Source organism: Myxococcales bacterium (genome assembly GCA_016699535.1).
Classification (GTDB): domain Bacteria; phylum Myxococcota_A; class Polyangia; order Polyangiales.
On sequence record CP064980.1, the window covers coordinates 2,023,318 to 2,043,569 of the forward strand.

17 protein-coding genes, 1 tRNA gene and 2 pseudogenes are annotated in these 20,252 nt (G+C 52.1%); 9 read left to right on the plus strand and 11 right to left on the minus strand.

The genetic code is table 11. The features are described from left to right. Position 1: 1 nt before the first annotated feature. From pheS to IPJ88_09680, 6 genes and pseudogenes are all read right to left on the minus strand, one after another. Positions 2-1,054 (minus strand): phenylalanine--tRNA ligase subunit alpha, encoded by a 1,053-nt coding sequence (gene pheS, locus IPJ88_09655; protein ID QQR88529.1) that lies wholly within the window; start codon positions 1,052-1,054, stop codon positions 2-4. After that, positions 1,051-1,415, minus strand: a pseudogene (gene rplT / locus IPJ88_09660) (50S ribosomal protein L20). The gene pheS and the pseudogene rplT overlap by 4 nt, the downstream one beginning before the upstream one ends. A 9-nt stretch (positions 1,416-1,424) precedes the next feature. After that, positions 1,425-1,628 carry a 50S ribosomal protein L35 gene (rpmI, locus tag IPJ88_09665; protein QQR88530.1) on the minus strand — a complete coding sequence of 68 codons (204 nt, stop codon included), beginning with the start codon at positions 1,626-1,628 and terminating at the stop codon, positions 1,425-1,427. A 141-nt stretch (positions 1,629-1,769) separates the two neighbouring features. Continuing rightward, positions 1,770-2,383: pseudogene (locus IPJ88_09670) on the minus strand (translation initiation factor IF-3). A 108-nt stretch (positions 2,384-2,491) separates the two neighbouring features. Further along, a complete protein-coding gene (thrS, locus tag IPJ88_09675; protein ID QQR88531.1) occupies positions 2,492-4,423 on the minus strand; it encodes a threonine--tRNA ligase in 1,932 nt (643 codons plus the stop codon). 19 nt (positions 4,424-4,442) lie between these two features. Continuing rightward, positions 4,443-4,514 (minus strand) — tRNA-Val (locus tag IPJ88_09680). 403 nt (positions 4,515-4,917) lie between these two features. Here IPJ88_09680 and IPJ88_09685 point away from each other — a divergent pair. The 8 genes from IPJ88_09685 to IPJ88_09720 all read left to right on the plus strand — a co-directional run bounded on the left by IPJ88_09685 (position 4,918) and on the right by IPJ88_09720 (position 14,894). Continuing rightward, entirely contained in the window at positions 4,918-5,907 is a 990-nt protein-coding gene (locus IPJ88_09685; protein ID QQR88532.1) for a threonine dehydratase, read from the plus strand. A gap of 119 nt (positions 5,908-6,026) precedes the next feature. Continuing rightward, positions 6,027-7,511: a peptidoglycan DD-metalloendopeptidase family protein gene (locus IPJ88_09690; protein QQR88533.1), complete on the plus strand. Its 1,485-nt coding sequence runs from the start codon at positions 6,027-6,029 to the stop codon at positions 7,509-7,511. Positions 7,512-7,601: 90 nt separating this feature from the next. Then, on the plus strand, positions 7,602-9,614 hold the full coding sequence (locus tag IPJ88_09695; protein QQR88534.1) for a hypothetical protein: 2,013 nt from the start codon (positions 7,602-7,604) through the stop codon (positions 9,612-9,614). A 62-nt stretch (positions 9,615-9,676) separates the two neighbouring features. Continuing rightward, complete coding sequence (locus tag IPJ88_09700) at positions 9,677-9,955, plus strand: hypothetical protein (GenBank protein ID QQR88535.1); 279 nt, start codon at positions 9,677-9,679, stop codon at positions 9,953-9,955. 151 nt (positions 9,956-10,106) lie between these two features. After that, positions 10,107-11,801, plus strand: coding sequence for a DUF1592 domain-containing protein (locus tag IPJ88_09705; protein QQR88536.1), 1,695 nt, complete (start codon positions 10,107-10,109; stop codon positions 11,799-11,801). Positions 11,802-11,807: 6 nt separating this feature from the next. Further along, entirely contained in the window at positions 11,808-13,238 is a 1,431-nt protein-coding gene (locus tag IPJ88_09710; GenBank protein QQR88537.1) for a DUF1552 domain-containing protein, read from the plus strand. A gap of 89 nt (positions 13,239-13,327) precedes the next feature. Then, positions 13,328-13,714, plus strand: coding sequence for a PilZ domain-containing protein (locus IPJ88_09715; GenBank protein ID QQR88538.1), 387 nt, complete (start codon positions 13,328-13,330; stop codon positions 13,712-13,714). 10 nt (positions 13,715-13,724) lie between these two features. Next, complete coding sequence (locus IPJ88_09720; protein QQR88539.1) at positions 13,725-14,894, plus strand: glycerate kinase; 1,170 nt, start codon at positions 13,725-13,727, stop codon at positions 14,892-14,894. A 164-nt stretch (positions 14,895-15,058) separates the two neighbouring features. On the opposite strand, the gene IPJ88_09725 is transcribed toward IPJ88_09720, so the two are convergent. From IPJ88_09725 to IPJ88_09735, 3 genes are all read right to left on the minus strand, one after another. After that, positions 15,059-16,039, minus strand: coding sequence for a hypothetical protein (locus IPJ88_09725; protein QQR88540.1), 981 nt, complete (start codon positions 16,037-16,039; stop codon positions 15,059-15,061). 136 nt (positions 16,040-16,175) lie between these two features. Beyond that, positions 16,176-17,072 carry a metallophosphoesterase gene (locus tag IPJ88_09730; protein QQR88541.1) on the minus strand — a complete coding sequence of 299 codons (897 nt, stop codon included), beginning with the start codon at positions 17,070-17,072 and terminating at the stop codon, positions 16,176-16,178. Beyond that, the gene (locus tag IPJ88_09735) at positions 17,069-17,782 is read right to left on the minus strand and encodes a hypothetical protein (protein ID QQR88542.1); all 714 of its coding nucleotides are present in this window, start codon (positions 17,780-17,782) and stop codon (positions 17,069-17,071) included. The genes IPJ88_09730 and IPJ88_09735 overlap by 4 nt, the downstream gene beginning before the upstream one ends. 135 nt (positions 17,783-17,917) lie before the next feature. Here IPJ88_09735 and IPJ88_09740 point away from each other — a divergent pair, with 135 nt between their 5' ends. Further along, positions 17,918-18,787: a mechanosensitive ion channel family protein gene (locus tag IPJ88_09740; GenBank protein QQR88543.1), complete on the plus strand. Its 870-nt coding sequence runs from the start codon at positions 17,918-17,920 to the stop codon at positions 18,785-18,787. On the opposite strand, the gene IPJ88_09745 is transcribed toward IPJ88_09740, so the two are convergent. Together IPJ88_09745 and rpsI are read right to left on the minus strand one after the other, a co-directional pair. Next, entirely contained in the window at positions 18,774-19,832 is a 1,059-nt protein-coding gene (locus tag IPJ88_09745) for an N-acetyl-gamma-glutamyl-phosphate reductase (protein QQR88544.1), read from the minus strand. The genes IPJ88_09740 and IPJ88_09745 overlap by 14 nt on opposite strands. A gap of 21 nt (positions 19,833-19,853) precedes the next feature. Continuing rightward, on the minus strand, positions 19,854-20,252 hold the full coding sequence (gene rpsI, locus IPJ88_09750; GenBank protein ID QQR88545.1) for a 30S ribosomal protein S9: 399 nt from the start codon (positions 20,250-20,252) through the stop codon (positions 19,854-19,856).

Below are 20,252 nucleotides of genomic sequence, written 5' to 3' on the forward strand. Positions count from 1 at the left end.
TCTAAAAGAAACGCAAAAAGCGTTCATCGTTTTCGTATAATAATCGGATGTTATCAATACCGTGCCGCAGCATGGCAATGCGGTCGATGCCCATACCGAAAGCAAAGCCTGTGTAAAGCTCTGGATCGTAGCCGACGTGTTCAAAAACGACGGGGTGCACCATGCCGCAGCCGAGTACTTCAAGCCAGCCGGTGTTTTTGCAGACGCGGCAGTTTACATTGCTTTTGCCATGGCAAAGCACACAGCCGATATCCATTTCAGCGCCAGGCTCGACAAAAGGATAGTAGCTCGGGCGAAAGCGTACGGGGATATCAGGGCCAAACATAGCATCGACAAAGCGCCGGAGCGTGCCCTTGAGGTGGGCGAAGGTGATGTTTTTATCCACCAATAGTCCCTCGATTTGAAAGAACATAGGTGAGTGGGTCGCGTCATCATCGCGACGATAGACCGCTCCAGGTGCAACCACAGCAAGCGGTGGTTTGTGTTTGAGCATTTCACGAACTTGGATGGTGGACGTATGGGTGCGCAAAAGCCCTCCGCCGGAGACAAAAAAGCTGTCCTGCATATCGGTTGCAGGGTGATCGGGCGGAAAACCCAGCATTTCGAAGTTGTATTTCTCAAGCTCGATTTCTGGGCCGTCGGCAACGTTGAAACCCATCGCCACGAAGACATCAACTAAGGCGTTTCGAGTTCGTGTGATTGGATGTTCGCTGCCGGGGCGTACATGTTTGCCCGGAAGACTTACGTCCAGTGCAGGACCTTGAAGATCGGCTTGCTTGCTTGCTTCAGCGATACTTTGAAGCTGCGCTGAAAAAGCAGCTTCGATTTGTTGCTTGAGCTGGTTGATTTTCTGACCGTACTCGCGTCGCTTTTCCGTAGGTAGTTTAGGGATGAGCTTAAGCAAGGATGTAAGCTCGCCCTTGCTACCAGCGTAGCGCGCGTTAATACGTCGCAGTTCTTGTTCGGTTTGAGCTGCTCGTAAATCGTTTTCAAAACTCGACGAAAGTGCCTGCAGGCTAGAATCGCACTGCGTTACAGCTTCGTTTGGGTTCATCCTTGAGCGCGGGAAGCAGATTGCCCAACTTTGGCCACAGCCTGGAATCCGGCTGGGTCGCGAACAGCGATGTCGGCAAGAACCTTGCGATCAAGGCGTACATCCGAACGCTTTAGACTGCCCATCAAACGACTGTAGCTAAGACCGAGGCCTCTTGCTGCTGCGTTGATGCGAGCAATCCATAGGCGACGAAAATCACGTTTTTGGCTTTGCGATGTGCAAAAGCATACACCCAAGCACGGTGCACGTTTTCAACTGCAATTGAAAATTGCCTCGAACGAGCGCCGTAAAATCCTTTGGCGTGTTTCAAAACTCGGTTTCTTCGTCGTCTGGCTTTAAATCCTCGGCGTGCGCGGGGCATCACTTCCTCCTAGTTGGCGTAAGGTAGCAGGCGCATAATGCGCTTTTCATCAGCCTTATCCACCATGTCGTTCTTGCGAAGTCGACGTAGCTGGTTTGAGGCCTTGCCATGGGTCATCATGTGGCTTTTGCCAGCTTTACCGCGGCGAATTCGTCCGGAACCGCTTATTTTGAAGCGTTTGGCAGCAGCACTGTTGGTTTTCATTTTAGGCATAGCTATCCTTGTTTGCGACTTTACTGGCCTTCAAACCTGCTCGATACGCAAGGCGCGTTTTTTAGGGCTGTTAGGCTAAGAAGTCAAGCTGTCGTGTGAGATTGTGCGTTCGAATTTCCTACTAAGCTCAAATTTGTCGAATCATTCTGCTTTTTCCGCGGTTTGGGAGGTTGAAGAAGAGATCCGATGGCTGACCACGGGGCCTGCTGCTTTCTTTGGCACGACTGTGCCCCGAGGCGCCAAGAGCAAGGTCATGGTGCGGCCTTCCATGCGTCCGGCTTGCTCGACGATACCGATGTCGGTGGTGGCTTCAGCAATAATGGTGAGCTGAGAGCGTGCCGTTTCTGGGTGGGTGATTTCACGGCCTCGGAAGCGGCAAGTGATTTTCACTTTGTTTCCTTCTTCCAAGAAGCGCCGAATGTGCCTGACTTTGACCTGCATGTCGTGATCGTCGGTCTTGGGTCTGAGCTTGATTTCCTTGATCGAGACCACGGTTTGTCTTTTCGAGCTTCTTTTTGTTTCTTAGCTTCCTCGTACTTGAACTTTCCAAAGTCCATGACTTTGCATACAGGAGGACTTGCTTTGGGGTTGACCTCGACAAGGTCTAGCTCGTTTTCTCTAGCTAAGCGTAAGGCTTTGTGCGTATCCATGACGCCAAGCATGCCGCCGTCGGGTCCGATGACTCGAATTTCGGGGACGCGAATTCGTTCGTTAGTGCGGGGTCCGTGAAATACACGACGTCTATTGTTATCCATAGGTTTTGAGATGATTCATTCTTTCTTCGAGCAGGGCATCTTGCTCTGCTGGGTTGTTGTTGTCTCGCCGTGGCGACACCTGAAATAGTTCCATGCTGGATGCATCGCTTAAGAAGCTCGGTACGATGGCGGGCAGTTTTCGACCGTCATCTTTTGGATAAATTCGGAGGTAGAGACAAAGCCCAAGTCTTTGTTCTCGTCGCGAGAGCGAAGCGCTACACCGTTTTCGCTGACTTCTTTTTCTCCAATAATGGCTAGGAAAGGAATTCGCATCAGACGTGCGTTTCGAATTTTTGCGCCGAGTTTGTCACTTGATCCATCAATTTGTGCTCTAATATTGGCAGATCTACACTGGCTAAGCAAGCCTTCTGCAAAGTCATTGAATTTTTCGCTGACAGTCAGAAATCGTACTTGTTCGGGGGCGAGCCAGGTAGGGAAAGCGCCACCAACGTGTTCGATCAGAACACCCATGAATCTTTCGATCGATCCGAGGAGTGCTCGATGAAGGACAATTGGGCGATGGTTCTGATTGTCTTCGCCCACGAAGGTTAAATCAAAACGTTCTGGCATATTAAAATCGACTTGGATGGTGCCAAGCTGCCAAGAACGACCAATGGCGTCATTGAGATGAAACTCTATTTTGGGTCCGTAGAACACGCCTTCGCCTTCGGCGATTTGATAGCTAAGGCCTTTGTTCTTTACGGCTGTTTCGAGTGCCTCTTCAGCGCTGTCCCATTGCGCATCGCTGCCGAGTCGTTCGATGGGCCGTGTTGCGATCATCACGTTTAAGTCGGAAAAACCAAAATCTTGATAGACCTCAAAGACTAAATCAATAAAACGAGAGATTTCGTCTTGTATGTCGTCGGGTTTGCAGAAGATATGAGCGTCGTCTTGGGCGAAGGTGCGCACGCGAGTCAGACCTTGGGTTACCCCGCTTCGTTCGTAGCGGTGAAGACGTCCAAAGTCGGCGAAGCGTAAGGGGAGCTCACGGTAACTGCGTTTGCTCATGCCGTACATCAAGGCGTGCCCCGGACAGTTCATGGGTTTGATGCAGAAACGATGCTCGTCGTCGTTTTTTGATTCTTCGGTTACCGCGAAATACATGTTCGGGGTGTAAGCAGGCAGATGTCCTGAGGTGTGAAAGAGTTTGGCATCAAAAATCTGCGGTGTGACTACTTCGTCGTATCCGTGGCGTGTGTAGGCGGCCCGGATGTATTCAACAAGGCGATTGTAGATGAGCGCTCCCTTTGGCAAAAAGAAAGGCGAGGCGGGAGCCCAGGGGTGGAAACCAAAGAGTTCAAGCTCTTTGCCGAGTTTGCGATGGTCGCGCTTTTTTGCTTCTTCAAGTTGGTTCAGATGGGCGCGTAAGGCTTTGGCAGAGGGAAAGGCCGTGCCATAAATGCGTTGCAGCATTTTGTTGCGCTCGTCGCCGCGCCAATAGGCCCCTGCAACGCCGGTAAGCTTAATGGCCTTTAGAAAAGACGTCCTCGGAACGTGAGGGCCTTTGCAGAGGTCGAACCAGCTGCCGTGTCGGTAGAGCGTAATCGGCTCTTCAAGTCCTTCGAGGATTTCAAGTTTGTAGATCTCGCCCATCTCTTTGAACAGCTTGGCTGCTTCGTTGCGGCTGACTTCTTCGCGAGAGAAAGGATGATCGGCTTCGATGATCTCGAGCATGGCTTTTTCAATGCGCTCAAGATCATCTTCGCTGAACTGCCCCTCTGGGCGATCGAAATCATAGTAAAAGCCATTGCCAATAGCAGGGCCTATGGTCACTTGGGTTCCAGGAAACAGTCGTTGAACTGCGTCTGCCATGACATGAGCCGTTGAATGTCGGATGACGTCCAGTGCCTTTGGAGAGTCGGCATTCAAGGCCTCGATAGAACTGTCAGGATCGACTGGTGTATGTAAATCGACAATATTCCCGTTTACCAAAGCAGCCACAACTTGTGGGGTGTGTTTGCCTTGTTTTTCAAGAATTTCTTTTATGGTCGAGAGGTTTTTGTTGGTGTTCGCGGAACTCATCGCGCTTTCGTTTAACATGTGCCTTAATTATATGCGGTAGGCACGGGCGGGATTGAACCGCCGACCCCTACCTTGTCAAGGTAGTGCTCTACCACTGAGCTACGTGCCTGGCTGTGTTGTGGCATTGGGACGCAGACCTAGCGCCACCCATCAAGGGTGTCAAGAAGGCGTTAGCAAAGCTTTAACTGTTTGGACCGCTGCGTGGCAGCGCTCCAAAGAGGGGATTCACGCGAATCCCCTCCCAAGGACGCTTCGCGCCTTGGCTCCCACCCCAGCGGGCTCGCTTTGCTCGCAGGGGTGGCTGGGTAGGTAATTTTGGAATTGCTTAAGTTTTTGGCTTTAACTGTTTGGACCGCTGCGTGGCAGCGCTCCAAAGAGGGGATTCACGCGAATCCCCTCCCGAACGCGCTTCGCGCCTTGGCTCCCTCCCCAGCGGGCTCGCTTTGCGAGCGGGAGGGGGGGTGGTGGAAAAGGTTGATTGGAAAACTAGTGTGGGGGCTTTTTAGGTGTTTGTGCTAAGATGGGGGGCTGTGACGGAGAAAGTTTCTTTTGTTGATGTGTTGAAGGCTTGGCCAGTGGTGCGTGGCTATTTGCCCAAAACGCCGCTTTATCGCTACGCGAATTTGAGTTCGCGTTGGGGCTTGGATGCCTATGTAAAGCATGAAAATCACATGCCTATCGGAGCGTTTAAGGTTCGGGGTGGGATTAATCTGTTTGCCAATTTGAGCGATGCGGAACGAGCACGAGGGGTCGTGACGGCAACGCGTGGCAATCACGGCTTGTCAATTGCTTACGCAGCTCGAGCTTTTGGATCGCGCGCCGTTATTTTTGTGCCCCGAGGAAATAATCCGGAAAAAAACGCTGGAATGGAGGCTTTGGGGGCAAAACTAGTCGAATATGGTCGCGATTTTGATGAAGCACGCGAAGAAGCAGAAGCTTACTCTAAAAATGAGCACATGCGTTATGTGCATCCTGCCAACGAAGCTCTGTTGATTGCTGGATCTGGCACGTATGCCGTCGAAATTATACAGGAACTTCCTGAGGTTGATGTTATCATCGTTCCGATGGGTGGTGGTAGCGGCGCAAGCGGAGTCGTTTTAAGCGTCCAAGCGCTAAAACCCTCGGTAAAAGTTATCGGTGTGCAAAGCGAACGCGCGCCGGCTCTGGCGAAGTCGATTGCCACGGGCACCCTTCAGGAAACTGAGCAAGCTGATACCTTTGCCGATGGGCTAGCCACGCGTGTGGCTTTTGAGCTCCCTCTTTCGATCTTGCAAGGTAAACTCGATCGCGTCGTGCTGCTTAGTGAAGAGGAAATGCGCCAAGGCGTAAAACTTGCCCTTGAAATGACTCACAATCCCGCCGAGGGTGCCGCTGCGGCGGTTTACGCTGCTGCAGATAAGTTGCGGCAGGAATTGCGGGGCAAGAAGGTGGTTTTGATCCACTCCGGGCACAACATCGATCGCAACACCTTACGTTGGGCACTAGGCCTCTACGACTGCTAAAATCACTTTTCCAACCGCGCTCCAAACAGTTAAACCCCGCTAAAAATCATCACCTGCTTGTAGATCTTGGTCAATTACGGTTTGCGCTTGGCTTTTAAGGCTGATATCCCTCCTCAGCAATGCAACACAACCCACCATCGAATGGCGAGGTGCCTGTCCATCGTCCGCTCCCAAGCGTGGATATTCCGTTGCTTCGCGAAGAGCGTCGTCATCGGGCACGTATGGTTTGGCTTGGTCCGCTTATCGCGCTTTTGGCTGGCTTGAGTATCGCTGGAGGATGGTTTTTCCGTCAGTGGGTGCTGGCTCGCCATGACGATAGTGATACTTCCGCCGCCGCGCTAAGCGCAAACGCTGATACCTCGGATGAAGAGCAAACGGACGACGAATCCGAGCTTGGCGAAGACGATGGGCAGAAGGCAAGCACGGATGAGAGTCTTTCTGCTGTAGGCGAGACCGAAGAGAAGCCCGCGCAAACAGCAAAGGCTGTTTTTGCTCCATTGAAGAATGATGAGCACTTGAACCGAAGCAGTACATCGTTTGGTAAGGCAAAAGGTTTTCAAGATGCGCTTATCAAAGCGGGTGTCAGTGAAGAAGAGTCTGAGCCGCTTATCGATAGCCTCAAAGGCATTCTCGATTTTAGGCGTTGTCAGCCTTCCGATCAGATCGTTCTTGAAAAAGATGAGCAGGGGATGTTGCGTGCCTTTGAATACCACGTCAGCTCAACACGGATTTTCCGCGCGGAGCGCACCGGTAAAGATAGTTTTACGGCCAAGCAAAAAGAAGTCAAAACGACTACCGTTCGAGTGGGGCGTGGTGGGCGCGTTAAAAACTCGCTGGGTGATGCCTTGGAAAAAGCGGGACTTGGACGTTCGCTTGTGGGCTCCTTTGTGCAGGTTTTTAACTCACGTTTCTCGTTTACAACGGATACCAGAGAGGGTGATTCGTTTCGGATTGTGGTCGACGAGATTCATTTGCGTGGGGAGTTTCTCCGATATGGCACGGTGCACGCTCTGGAATACCGTAGTCAGAAGCGTGGCACCTTAAAGTGCTATTGGTATGAAGCGCAGAAGGGTGCCCCCGAATTCTTCGATGAAACAGGTCGGGCTATTCAAGGGGGTTGGCTGCGTACGCCTTTGCGCTACGAGTACGTCTCCTCGCCTTTTGCGAACAAACGTTTTCATCCGATTCTTAAGCGCAACATGCCGCATCACGGGATTGACTATGTGGCAGCCTCCGGAGTGCCCGTGTGGGCTGCTGCCGATGGGCGGGTGAGCTTTGTTGGCGAAAAGGGACCCAATGGAAACTTGGTTGTAATCAATCACAACAACGGTTACCAAAGCTACTACGCGCATCTTTTGCGCTTTACCAAAGGTATTAAAAAAGGGCAGCGTATGAAGCGCTACGATGTGCTTGGCTATGTCGGATCAACGGGACGTTCAACTGCTCCGCATTTGCATTTTGGGTTGAAGCGTGGCGGACGATTTGTCGATCCTGTTGAGGTGCTCAATACGCCGGGAAATCCGCTGAAGGGCAGTGCAGCAAAGCAGTTTCAGCGGCATTCGCAAGCTCTTTTGCGAGAGTTAGAACGCATACCCATCCATTGATTTTTTGATGTCTCATTGAGTTTGCTCCGGGTTGTTTACAGGAGTAGCAAAAGCGCTCTTGTCGCGATAGGCTCCGGCCGCGTTGGCGTTATGAATGAAGCTACATTGAAACACTCCCCTAAAGATTGGGCTATCTTTTTTGTTGTTCCTATTGGATTAGGCGCTTTGATGCTCATCCTGGGGCTCGGGCATTTTGGAATTTGGGATCCATGGGAGCTCGAAATTGCAGAAAGCGTACGCTCGGCTTTTGAAGGGCAAGCGCAAAAGAGTCCTTGGTTGCTTCGTGAATTGCTTCTTTATTGGAGCTATGGATTTTTTGGTTTCCATGAATGGGTAGGGCGATTGCCCCTCTTTGTGTCTGGATTGCTTTTGCTTGTCACCCAGTGGGCGTTGCTTTTTTATTTTGTTTCAATGCGTGCCGCGTTTGTCTCGACGCTTATCGCGCTGAGTACGCCGCTGTTCTTGCTCAATAGCCGTCAGATGATGGGTAGTTCCGTTGCGGTGTTGGGACAGTCTTTGTTGTTCTTTGCCCTGATGCTTTTAGGGTTTACGAATTGGTACGCGAATAAAAAGCGAGCGCTAATAGTTGGACTCTTTTTGTTTTTTGCGCTCGGCGTAGCGGTATCAAGCCAAGGTGTGCTTTTGGGAGTAATACCGCCGGCATTGGCTGTTTTTGTGAGTCAACTTGTTGCGCCACACCGAGACAAAAACCGCTTTGTTTTTCTCGCATCTTTTGCGTCGGTACTTGCTCTCCTTGTGCTCAAGGTGGGTTGGTCCGTGCTGCAGGATCGGTCTTTTTTTAGTTGGTGGTTGGGTGGGGCTGCGCAGGGTTTGCAGCCTCCAGGTTTTGATAAGGTTGCAGAACTTATCTTTCACGCCTTTATGCCTTGGAGTGCACTGCTCCCGGCAAGCGTTCTGCTTTTCTTCAGTTCAAAGCACAGCGAGCAAGAAGGTGATGCTGTGGCGATGGGCGAAAACGCTTTACGGCTTTCACTCTTGCTTTGGTTTGTGTTTTCGTGTGCTGCTAATTTGTTGTTTAGTTCACGGTACGGGCACACGCTTCAGATTCCTATTGTGCCCTTATCATCGCTTACTGCGTTGTTTCTGCTTTGGAGCATGGATAGACGGCAGACTTCTCTTTTTGTGGTGGTTACGACTGCTTTGCTTTGTTTGCTCTTAATCCGAGATATCGCGCTTTATCCGGAAAGTCCGCTACTAGCGCTCGGACTTCCGAATATGCATGTTCCTGAAAGTTACAATCCCAGGAAATGGTGGGCGGCTCTTTTATTGTTGTTTGCCATGTTGAGTGTGTTTACTTGGGGCACTTCATTTTCGATAGTTAGGCCGGCCTGGGGCGCTCCGTATCGATTGATGCAAAAGCAGTGGCGTGCATCCCTTGGGAACAAACTTTGGCTTGGTGTATTTGCTTTAGCTTACCTAGCTGTATGTGCGCTTGGCTTACTTAGTTTTCTCATCCCAACGAGATTGCCTCTCGCGGTGCTCGCCATTAAGGCTTTGCGAGCTGCCTGTTTGCTTCCCTTGGTGATAGCGCTTGGAGTGGCTGGCTTTCAAGCTACCGCGTGGTTTTTCTCTAAACTTGGTCGCGCGCGTTTTATCGCGCCTCTGTTTGCCGGCTTGTTGCTCGGAGTATATCTAAGTCAGGTCTATACGCCGCAAGTCAGTGCGCATTTTTCTCCGCGTCAGGTGTATGCAACCTTTCTTAGTCTTTCCAAAGCGAAAGAAGCACTTGCGGTGTATCGGGTCGATGCGACGTCGGGGAAATACTATGCAGGACGGGAACCTGAAACGCTTAGTAAAGAAGCTGAGTTGCTAAATTATTTGCAAAGCAAGTCGCGCGTCTGGGTTGTTCTTCCCAGCGATGAATTTGCAAAAATCGATCGCTTGTTTCGTAAGCAACAGCACAAGCACCTTTTTCTAGCGCATGCTTCAAGTGCTAAAATTTACCTAGCGAGCAACAAGGCCATCTCCGGCGTCAAAAACGAAAACCCTCTGCTTTACTCCGTGCGAAAGACCGCACCCAAAGTGCAATTTCCGGTTGGAAAAACGTTCGGGGATCGGATTGAGCTTGTCGGCTACAATTAAAATTATCTCACGATGGGTACGTAGCAGCCGGTGAGGAATTTACCATAAGTTGGGTTTTTCGCGTGCTTGCCGCTGTGCCAGGCAACTATCAGCTCTTTGTCCACATCGACGGTCATGGCCAGCGTCTAAACGGCGATCATGAGCCTGTTGAAGGACTTTACCCTGTGCGTTTTTGGCAACAAGGTGACGTAATTATCGATAGCCAGACCTTAAGCACTCCGGTGAATTTCAGGCCTGGCTCCTACACCATGTTCCTTGGCTTCTATAGCGGACCGACCCGGCTTAAGGTTCCGGGTTCGGATGATGATCGCTTGGCTGCAGGTCAGCTGCCTGTGCGCTGAGCCAGCTTGGGGCGCTTGGACGTTGTGGAGCGGTTGGTGTGCTGTCGTTCCGAAGCAGCGCTTGAATTGCGCCATTTCTGTCATAGTTAGGATGAATAGCACGAATTGATTAGCTTTTTTCGTTGGCACGACCCTTGCTTTTATAACGAGCATGGGCAGACACCAGGGAAACTACAGTGATGGATCCGTCTCCGGATTGTTTAGCCGTCGCATTTTACGAGACGGCAAGTTAATCGCAGCGCTGACGCTTCTTCTAAGCGGTTGCGTAGGCGCCATATCAGGTTTGGGCGGAGCTTCCGGAAATGGTGGCGCCGGGGATCAAAGCGATCTTGCTTCGGAACTGGTGAACGGCCGGTTGAGACAGCGTATTTGGCGCCTGACGCCAAGCGAGTTCGCGGCGGAGATGAGCGTGCTTTTTGGAAGCCAAGTTCCAGACCTTGGCAATCTTCCAGAAGGCTCACCGGTCAATGGCTTTACCAACGGAGCAGCAGGACTCATGGTCGATGAGACAACGTCCTCGGCAACGTTTTACGCGACGGAAGACTATGCGGGATACGTTGCCGACAACGCGGCCACGCTCGTGCAATGCGAGGGAGCCACTGTCGGGAGTCGCGAATGTGCTCAGATATTTCTTTCCTCGCTTGCGAGCCGAGCTTATCGCAGACCGGTTGAATCTTCAGAACTTGATGCGCTTATGGCGCTTTATGATAACGGCGCGACGGATGATTTTGCCACCGGCATCAAAGTCTCGGTCCATGCCGTGCTCAACTCTCCTTTCTTCCTTTATCGGACAGAAATCGGTGATGCTGCGACTCAAAACGGTGATGAACGCAAACTGACCCAGTATGAAATTGCGTCAATGCTTTCTTTCATCATCACAGGGCATTCGCCTGATCAGGAACTGCTCAACGCAGCGCAAAACGGTGAGCTCTACGACGCTGCGGTACGCACGGAGCATGCGCGCCGTCTTTTTGAGAGTTCTTCGGAGGTGTGGGGTCGATTTGCGCTTCAATGGCTCGATCTCGGCCGGCTCGATTTGGCCACGAAGCAAGGGGAGCTTTATCCACAGTTTAGTGAACAACTCGTCGAGGAGATGAGACAAGAGACCCAGAGTTTTGTGCAAAACATATTTGTCGAGCAAAAAGGCAGCTTCGTGGATCTGTTCACGGCGAGCTACACCTGGACGACTCCTGCTTTGGCAGACATCTATGGCGCTACTCACCCTGGCTCCGGCTTAGCCAAGATTGATCTTGATCCAAGCACACGTTCTGGTGTGCTCACTCAGCTAAGCTGGCTGACAAACTTTGCAGGAACGGCAGACTCTTCGCTGGAACGTCGCGGTCTGTTTGTTTGGCGCAACTTGATTTGCAATGTGATCCCTCCTCCGCCAGCAGGTGCAGCGCAACAACAAGCTTCCCTTGTGGCTGCGGATGCGAGCAAAGAAGAGATCGTGCTTGCTCGGGCCGCGACCCCAACTTGCAACGGTTGCCATCAGGTGATGGATCCGATTGGCATGGGTCTTGAGAACTACGGCGCGCTTGGCGAGTATCGCGACCAGGTGGACGGCAACACCGTCAATCCGGTAGGCACCATTCCTGATTTTGGTTCCTTTACCGGTGCTGTGGAACTTTCTGCGACGATTGCCCAAGATCCGACAGCACAGGCCTGTTTTTCCCAACGATTCGCCCAGTATGTCCTTGGAAGCGACCTTGGATCTCCAAATGAGACCGATTGGTTAAATTCGGCCCACGAAAGCTTTTTAAGTCACACTACAACTATCGAAGAACTCTTGGTGGGCTTGGTAGCTCACGAGGGCTTCATTGAACGCAACACCGGTGGGAGCTAAAGAAAGATGAGCAAATTTTACAACAACCTGCTTAACCGCAGGCGCTTCATGACCGCTCTAGGGATAAGCGCTGTAGGCTTGCCAGTGGCAGGGGCCTTTTTGAAGAATCGTTTGCGCGCGCAGTCTGCGGGATCGCCGGTTCGGTTTTTGGCAGTGAAAACCTTTCATGGCAACCACCGCGACATTTGGATTCCGCGCAGTACTTCTGGGGCCGAACCGGGCAATGCGGATATGGCTCTATCGGATCTAACCTTTGATTATGATCTGTGTACATTGAAGCCTCTACAGGCTTGGCGCGATCACGTCACCGTTCTTGATGGGATTGATCATGCTATACTTGCCGAAATCGAACCTGGTTTTGCTGGCCATGAACGTGCCTCGGCAGCCCTCACTGGCTACGGTGTCTCGGACGGTCAGGCCAATGGTGGCGGTCCATCGGTGGATCAAATCCTAAAGACCCAACTTGGAAGCGCCGCCGGTAAGTCTTTGGTTCTTGGAGCCGACAGCTCGGGATTGACAGGATTTTCTTTCAACAATTCCGGCGTTCCGATCGAGCCCGAAGACAATCCGGTTAAGGCCTTTAACGATGCTTTTGCTGGTTTTGTCGGGCAGGGCGATCCTCAAGCAGAGCGGGACCGTGCTCTGCGCACTTCGATCCTTGATCACAATGTCGCGGAGATTAACCGCCTGCGCTCTGAGCTAACGGGAGCCGAGCGCGAGAAACTTGATGCTCATTTGGCAGGTCTAGAGAATCTTGAGCAGCAATTAAACCGCATCATCAGTTGCGATAGTCCAAGTGCCCCCGGTGCTCCTTCCGGATCGGACTGGCAGTACGTGGATAACGCTGTTAGCGGACAAGCACATGTGATCGCACAAGCCTTTGCCTGCGACGTCTCTCGCGTCGCCACCTTGCACATTCTCGGAGACTATCCAACGCCGCAATTGAACTTGCCAGAGATGCCCCCGGGCGCGATGAATACTTATGGTCAGTTTCACAACGGCGTGACCCATTTGATTTGGGACTCTCAGCCCAAGGTCGGCTCTGCTGTGCACGAGGTCTACTCAATCGGCCAGCAGTGGATGACCAAGAATTTCGTGGCGATTCTCGAAGCTTTGAACCAACCTGATCCGCTTGGCGAAGGAACCATCTTGGACAATACCATCATCTATTGGACGAACGAGTTGGGTGCCAATGGTGGACATGCTGACGATTACGACAATATCCCGGTTGTCATTGGTGGTGGCGGTGGTGGCGCCATCAAGCAGGGCCGCTACCTAAAACTACGCAGCCCGAACAGCAGCAACTATGTCCCTCATAACAAAGTTTTCACTTCGATATGCCATGCCATGGGCCTCGATACCATCAACTACGTTGGTGATCCTCGGGCTGCGGGCATCTCCAAGTACCAAGGCCCGCTTTCGGAACTTATGACTTAGGGCAGAGGGCGTCTCGGCGGGCATTTGCTCTACTTTTTTTCAAAAGTTGCCTTGCGGCCGTGCAAAGTGTAGGCCAGGGTATGATCACCATGTCAAAACGAGCGCCCTCGGATGCCATCGACCGACGTAAACACGAACGCTTCTTAGCTTCGATATCCGTTGATTACACGCATGGGGACACCTTTTTATTTTCCTACATTCACGACATCAGTGAGATGGGTATTTTTATTCGTTCCGATGACCCCTTGGAAATCGGCAGCGAGCTGACCTTGCGTTTTAATGATGAGCAGGGTGAGCCTTTGGAAATCGAAGGCGAAGTGGTGTGGATTAATCACGTGCGCGAAGCTGCTCACGATGGTACACCCGGCATGGGCGTGCAGTTTAAGAATCTAGGTGCGGCCGATCGTGAGCGCGTGTTTAACCTGGTTAAGACCATTGCCTACCTTCGAGAAGAGCACTACGAGCAAAACAACTAGCGCCAAGCGCGTGCTTTGCGTTTTTGACAAGTTCAAAGACAGCATGAGTCCCGAGCAAGTGGCTTCTGTGGCCCGACAAAGCATCGAGGCGACATGCCAAAATTGGCATGTTTTAAGCGTTTTTCTTGCCGATGGTGGCGAGAATTTCGCTAAAATCATGACAGATCTGTCTTCTGGAGCAATTCAAAAGCTCACTGTTCAGGGGCCTCGGGACAGCGAGGTTGAGGCAGCGTTTGGTGTGGCCGAAATTGCGAACCTTGCTTTACCGCTGCGTGAGCTTCTCGCGTTCAAGGCCAATGGCACTGTGGCGTTTTTGGAAATGGCGCAGAGTAGTGGTTTGCAGAGTTTGGCGATGGAGCAGCGCGATCCGTGGCTTACGAGCAGCGTTGGCACAGGACAGTCTCTTATCGAAGCAAGCAAACACGGTGTTTCATCAATGGTCATGGGACTCGGCGGAAGTGCCACCCAAGATTTGGCACTTGGCGCGCTGATGGCCTTGGGACTTGAGTGCTACGATGCCGACGGAAAGGTCGTATCCGATGCATCGCCTGCCCATTGGTCACGCATCGCGTGTCTCGATAAAAGCAAGCTGCTAGCTTTGCCGCCGTTGTGGCTAGCTTGTGATGTTAAAAACCCCTTACTAGGCCCACAGGGTACGGTTTATCAATACGCGCTGCAAAAGGGCTTGGCCAAGGAAGATTTGGCCGAACTAGAAAAACAAACGGCGCGGATGGCGCGGCTGCTTTTGGACTGCTTCAAAAAAGAGGAGTCGTGGATGGAGCGCGAGGGAATGGGCGCAGCCGGAGGCATGGCTTTTGGCCTGGGCGTTGCATACGATGCTCACATTGCCTCGGGCGCACAGCTTATCGAGCATGCTTTGGATTTAAAACGACGTATTCAAGACGTTGATTTGGTGATCACCGGCGAAGGTCGCTTTGATCGCACTTCCTTGTATGGCAAAGGGCCCGTTTCCGTTCTTGAACTTGCCTCTGAGCTTGGAAAACCGGCCTTGCTGATAGCCGGACGCGTCGAGCACGAGGCCAAAGAGCAGCTCAGGCAGCGTTATCCGGCCTTAGAAGTGCTCGAACTAAGTCCCGCCACGATGCCGCTTGAGCAAGCCCTTCGCGAAGCCCCAAGCTTGCTTGCCAAAGCGCTGGAGCAGTGGCTCAAGCAGAGCTAGTCGTCAGAAGCGAGCATAAGTTTGGCGTGCACCGAGAAGGCTTGAGTATTGGAACATCGTAGGTCACGGTTCAAGCGCCTTGCCGAATTCCAATTAGATATAGATCCGGCGTTTTATAGTTATTGGAGTCTTACCTAACCAACCCAACGCTTTTGCTTGCCGACTCAGTCGAGTTGCTGCACGCAATAGAGGCGTGCAGTGGTGTTGCACGGGGTAAGCGTTTGGTGCACAGCAGCATACTCTCTTGTAGTCGTTCGAACATTTCCAGCAACACCTTTGTGTAAATAACTGTCGCTTGGGGCTTGGCTGGAGGTCCATTTTTCACAATCGTCGAGCAACGCTGCTTCAGTAAAATTGACACCAGAAATCCAATAGGTTCCCGTCCATGCGATTTGAACTTGTCCATTGAAAATCTGATTACCATTTTGGTCACGATCTGGAGCGTTGGTTAATTCCAAACCATTGAGGCCTACTGTTGCAAGGTGCTCCCAGTTGTCTGCAACGCGGGCGCCATCGCCCGTCCGCACGTAGGGAAGGTAGGATCTAAAAAAGTCTTTACGATTGCCAACAAAGTCATCGCTTGTACTTAGAAGTGCGCGGAAATGGCCGCTGAGATTTGCGCCTGTGGCAGCGTTTTGACAATCGTTGTCTGCACCGGCAATGCCGCCCAAGTTGCCGTTGCTCGCAAAACTTGTGGCGAAGATGATTCGCGCCGGAAGGCAGGGTAGATCCGAGCGCAGGCAACTATTGGTGACGCTGCACCAGCCGCAGTTGTTTGTGGTGGCATTGCACGCTGTCTCGTCGGTGAAACTGGCGCAACTGCAGCTTGTGTTTGCGCTGTCGACACAGGTGTCCGTTTTTTCACAGTATTTGCAGCCCTCGACGCTTGCGCACTCGGTGAGGCTCACGCTTGAGCAACTTGAATTGCATAAACTCGCATTTGAGGCCTCCAAACACAAACCGGATCCTCCACACCAAAAGCAGCTATCGCTTTGCGCGTTGCACTCGCTTTCGGTGGCGACTCCGCTACAGTTATTGCTTGGTCCAACGTCCGCAGTGTTGCAAATACCAAGTTCGGTACACGGGTCGATGGTACCCGAATCCGTGTCCGGTTTAGCACTACCGCTGCAATGGATTGCGAACATGCTAAGCAAAAGGAAGATCTTACAACCGGGCCTGAACATTACCGTAAAACAATGCTAGCACGTTTCTATTAGCGAACGAAAAAGTAAATGGTGTCGTGTAGGGCGAAGTGCGTAAAATACGCACGGAGTTGTTGGTTTAGCTTGCGATGTGAGCGTTGCTTTCAAGGATGTAGTCCTCTCCGTTCCAGTGACCACCGTAGGCTTGGCATTGCTGATCCTTGATGTCGTAAAGCCAAATGCCTTCGCGGCCTTGGTGGGTGCTGCTGCCGCAACAAAATATTGGTATGCCGACCTGTTCGCGAGGCAGAAAATAGCGGTGGTGGATATGACCGTGCACCAGCATGCCTTGTATGAGCTTGGCTTTGAGGATAGCCATTAGTGCATCGGCATTGCCGAGGCCGTGCCGGGGGGTGTCTAGTTTACCGTTTTTTTTGTAAGGCGCGTAATGGGTAGCGACAACGATGAAGCGCTTTTGCATCTCGGGCTGATCGAGTAGGGTATCCAGAGCTTTAAGCTGATCTTCGGAAATAAAGCCGTCGGAGCGCCAAAAGGCACGATGGGCAATAGCGCTGTTTAGGACCACAACACTGCAGTTTGGATCGAGGTGACGCAGCAGAGGGTAGGACTGCCGTCCTGCGCCCGGTGCCGTATCGGAAACAAGAAACTCGCCAAAGGCTTGCTCGAAGCGCCGTTCTTTGATGGCTCGGAAGGTGTAGACGTCGTGGTTGCCGGGCATGGTGATGAAGCGCGGGGAGGCTTCAATAAGTACTTGCATAAGTTCACGTGCTTCACTCATCTCTTCGCTGCTACCCAGTGAGGTGTAATCCCCGGTGCACAGCACAGCATCGACTTGCTGCGCTTTGGCAAGCTTGGCCAGTGCAGCAAGTTGAGCCGGGATTTGGGTAAAGAGCTTGCTTCGGCGCAAAGCGAGATTGACGGCACCGGCCAGCCGCTTGCTTGCAAAGTCGTGATGTTCAAGCAGACGCAGAGGTGCGTGCACGTGCACGTCGCTAAGATGCAGTATTTTACTCACTGCTCAACGTGGATTGAGTTAACTAAAGCGCTGAATGCTGTTTCAGCCAGTGCAACGGTTTTACTTGGTCCGGTGAGCTTGAAAAACACAGGTCCTTGTGGCCCTTGTGCAATGGCAGCAAGCATGCGTTGTTTTGTTTTAGCGCCTTCTCCGCCGGCATGAGGAGCCATCATGGGGCCTGGATCATAGATGCCAGAAACATCGACGGTAGTAATCCCAAGTGCTCCCACCTTTGTTTTGGCGATCTTAGCGGCGGCTTGGCTGCTTGAGCCGTCTTCTTGACTGAACTGAGCTATCCATCGGTCGATGTTGCTTTGTACATCGCCGCCTTGGCCCGTCCCGAAGTAAAACACTGCAAGTGTTGCATCTGCTTTGCTCTGGCCCGAGACTTTGTATTGCGCAGCACGCATATTCGATGAAGGTGTTTCTTCTTCAAAAAGGCGTGGTGGATTCCAAACGAGGCTGCCCGCCATCGGTAGGCCGTTTTTGCTTTTGCTGGCTTGAGCACTTGCTTCGACGCCTTGCATATCGAGCCCGGCGTGGGGATCGTCCATGCCGTCGTGAGTATTTGGATGGCCAGGAGGAAGGGATGGCGACTCTTGGCTTGGCGCTGCTGCGCTTTGATGCTCGGCTGATGGAGGGATCTTCGGTCCTCTTGTGCAGGCGCATAAAGCGCACAGTGAAATCAGGCTGGGTATTAAGGCTCGCATGGCTTTCTCCTCGTCATCTTTGGCACCCTTGAAAACAAAGGTATTCCCGTGTGTAGGTAAAAAGCTGCTGAGTTTCAAGGGTGTTGGGCAAAATGACGATTGCCAAGGGCAAAAGCGGGGGGTAGAGGGTGGGACATGAAAACCATCGGCCTATTGGACCTGTTCTTTGCAGGGCGTGAGTCTCCCGAACTTTTGAGTGATGCCGTGGCGACCTTGGTATTTATGGCGACGGTGATGTTGCTACGAGCGTTGTTTTCGCGACTTGTACGCGGCGCGCAGAGTGTGTCCGAACAACCCAAGCTACGGTGGACCGTGCAGCTGCGCTGGCTTTCGTATTTGCTCATCGGTGGCGGGGTGTTGGTCATCTGGTCCACTGAGCTTCGAACCATGGCTGTGGGTGTCATGGCTTTTGCGGTGGCCATCGTAATTGCGACCAAAGAGTTGGTGCTATGCGTACTTGGCGCCATTTTACGAGCAAGTTCCAAGGCGTTTACAGTGGGCGACCGCATTGAAATTGACGGTATCCGAGGTGATGTCATTGATCACGGTCTGCTGGCAACGACTGTTCTTGAAATAGGACCGGGTCTTCAACGAACGGGGCGAGCGGTTACGATTCCAAACAGTCAGTTGCTAAGTAAATCCGTCGTCAATGAGACCTTTACGGATGCTTATGTACTTCACGTCATCCGTATTCCTTTGAATTTTTCTGCGGACTGGCGCGGGATTGAACGGGCTGTTCTCAACGTCGCCCAAGAGGTGTGCAAAGATTTTTTGCCAGAAGCCAGAAACTACATGGAAAAAAGCGCAAAACTACATGGGCTTGCTTCTCCGGTTGTTGAGCCTCGGGTCGCTGTGGAAATTGAAAATCCGGATGAGCTTTTACTTTTGCTTCGAGTGCCAACGCCGGCTCGGAAAAAAGGCCGTACTGAACAGCGCATCCTAAAGAAGCTATTACAGGATCACATTGGGCTTTTTGGACATAGCGATGCCCTCAAGGAAAGATAGCGCTACTATCCACTCCAGTATCGCGACTTAGACCAAAGCGTAAGTTCAAGCATTGAATGGCTTGGCCTGCTGCGCCTTTTACCAAGTTATCGATGGCAGCTTGTGCAATCACTCGGCCAGTGCGTTTGTCCACCGTGTAACTCAGGTGGCACTGGTTTGATCCGCGCACATGCAGCGTGTCTGGGTTTTGTCCGCCGTCAAGCACATGAACAAGCGCTGAGTCTTTGTAAAGAATTTTGGCCGCCTCTGTGCATTGCTCTGCGGTGAGCGTTGCATCGCTACTTTTAGCGTACACCGTAGCGAGAATGCCGCGCGTCATCGGAATAAGATGTGGACTGAAGGTGATGGTGACTTGCTCCTCAGCGAGTTTGCTAAGGCTCTGTTCGATTTCAGGCGTATGACGGTGAAGGCCGCCCATTTTATAAGCACGAACGCCCTCGCTGCACTCGGCAAAATGGCTTGCCGCGCTCGGTGTTTTGCCTGCGCCCGACACCCCGCTTTTGGCATCGACAATGATCGTATCAAGAGCAATCAGCTTGTTTTTGATCAGGGGAGCCGCCGCAAGCACGCTTGCTGTTGGGTAGCAACCTGGTACGGAGATGATATCGGCTTGATCGATGCCTTCTGGGAAAAGATCGACCATGCCGTACACTGCTTTTTTCAAAAGTTGGGGCGCAAGGTGCTTTGCGTACCACTTTTCGTAGACACTCTGCTCAGTCAATCGAAAGTCGGCAGACAAATCAATTGCGCAAACGCCTTGTTTGTTTAGCCTGCTGACGTGCTCCATGCTGGTCTGATGAGGCAGTGCCAATAAGGCTGCATCGACTTTGTCGCTAAGATCGTAAGCGTCGAGCGACTCCACAACAACATCGCGATAGCAAGCGAGTTGAGGATGAATCCGTCCGAGTGGTGTGCCAACTTGGCTTCGGCCAAGTGCATGACACAAGCGAAGCGAAGGATGAGACGCAATTAAACGCAGCAGCTCGGCGCCGGTGTAGCCCGAGATACCGAGCACCGCCAGCCGCAGCTGTGTTCCTTTGTCCATGGCAATCCTTTGAAGGTATTCTTAGCGCTTGGAGTACTGGAACTTCTTGCGAGCGCCGGGCTGACCAGGCTTTTTACGCTCTTTTTCGCGAGCATCGCGAGTGAGCAATCCTGCTTTTTTCAGTGGTGCACGGAAGGTGTCATCGACACTTAGAAGGGCGCGCGAGATGCCATGCCGTACAGCTTCAGCTTGAGCAGCAAGTCCACCACCGCTTACGTTGCAGGTGATGTCGTATTCGTTTTCTTTGCCGAGTACGCCAAAAGGTTGGTTGACGATCATGCCGGAGGTTGAGCGAGTGAAGTAACTTTCAAGCTCTGCACCATTGACGATGATTTTTCCGTTACCTTCTTTAAGAAAGACACGTGCGACAGCGTTTTTGCGCCGGCCGGTTCCATAGTGACGTCCGTGAATCGTTGTCAT